Source organism: Actinocorallia lasiicapitis, from assembly GCF_054778695.1.
In genome coordinates, this window is the sequence record NZ_BAAGZI010000807.1 from 1 (window position 1) to 934 (window position 934).

The window sequence follows — 934 nt, forward strand, 5'->3', positions numbered from 1 at the left end:
CTCCGTCGGCACCGGCCTGGCGATGGTGCTGCCGTCGTTCCTCATCGCGGTGCTGCTGATCTGGGTGTTCGCGATCGAGCTGCGCTGGCTGCCCGCCGCCGACCAGGCGGGCCCCGCGTCGTACCTGCTGCCGACGATCGCGCTGGCGGCCGGTCCCGTCGCGCTGCTGGCCCGGCTGGTGCGGGTGGAGGCGCTGCGCGAACTGTCCGCCGACTACGTCCGGCTGGCGCGCGCCAAACGGCTCACCGCCGCCAGGATCCAGCTCCGCCATCTGCTCCCCAACACCCTGACCGCGGCGCTCACCTCGGGCGGCACCGTGCTGACCTCGCTGCTCGCGAGCTCCGTCGTGATCGAGTTCGTGTTCCGCTGGCCGGGGCTCGGCGGCGCGATGGTCGAAGCGATCATCAACAAGGACTACGCGCTCGCCCAGGCGTCGATCCTCGTCTACGGCGCCGTCTCCCTCACGGTCGTGTTCGCCGTGGACGTGCTCCTGGCGCTGCTCGACCCCCGCTCGATCCTGAAGGAGACCTGATGCGGAGCCCGGCGGCCAGAGCCGGCCTGGTGCTGGTCGTCGCGCTCGTGGTGCTGGCGGTCGTCGGGCCGTGGATCTGGGGCGACGCCGCCGAACGGATCGATCCCGACCACATCGTCGAAGGGCACAGCGCCGCCCACTTCCTGGGCACCGACGACGCGGGCCGCGACATGCTCGCCCGCACCCTCGCCGCCACCCGGTTCACCCTCGAACTGGCCGGGCTCGCGACCCTGATCGGCGTGCTGATCGGGGTGCCGCTCGGCGGGCTGACGGCCGTCCTGCCCCGGCGCGCAGCCCGGCTCGTCGCGGCGACCGTGACGTTCCTCGTCGGATTCCCCGGGCTGCTCCTGGCCATGTTCGGCGCGATCGTCGCGGGGGTGGGGGCGCGCGGCGCGGTCGTCG

1 protein-coding gene and 1 pseudogene are annotated in these 934 nt (G+C 73.3%); both read left to right on the forward strand.

The features are described 5' to 3' along the window. On the forward strand, positions 1–532 hold a 532-nt coding region (locus ACYVE7_RS34735; protein WP_460370895.1), incomplete at its 5' end, for an ABC transporter permease. Then, positions 532–934: pseudogene (locus tag ACYVE7_RS34740) on the forward strand (peptide ABC transporter ATP-binding protein); the annotation flags it as partial. The gene ACYVE7_RS34735 and the pseudogene ACYVE7_RS34740, both read left to right, overlap by 1 nt.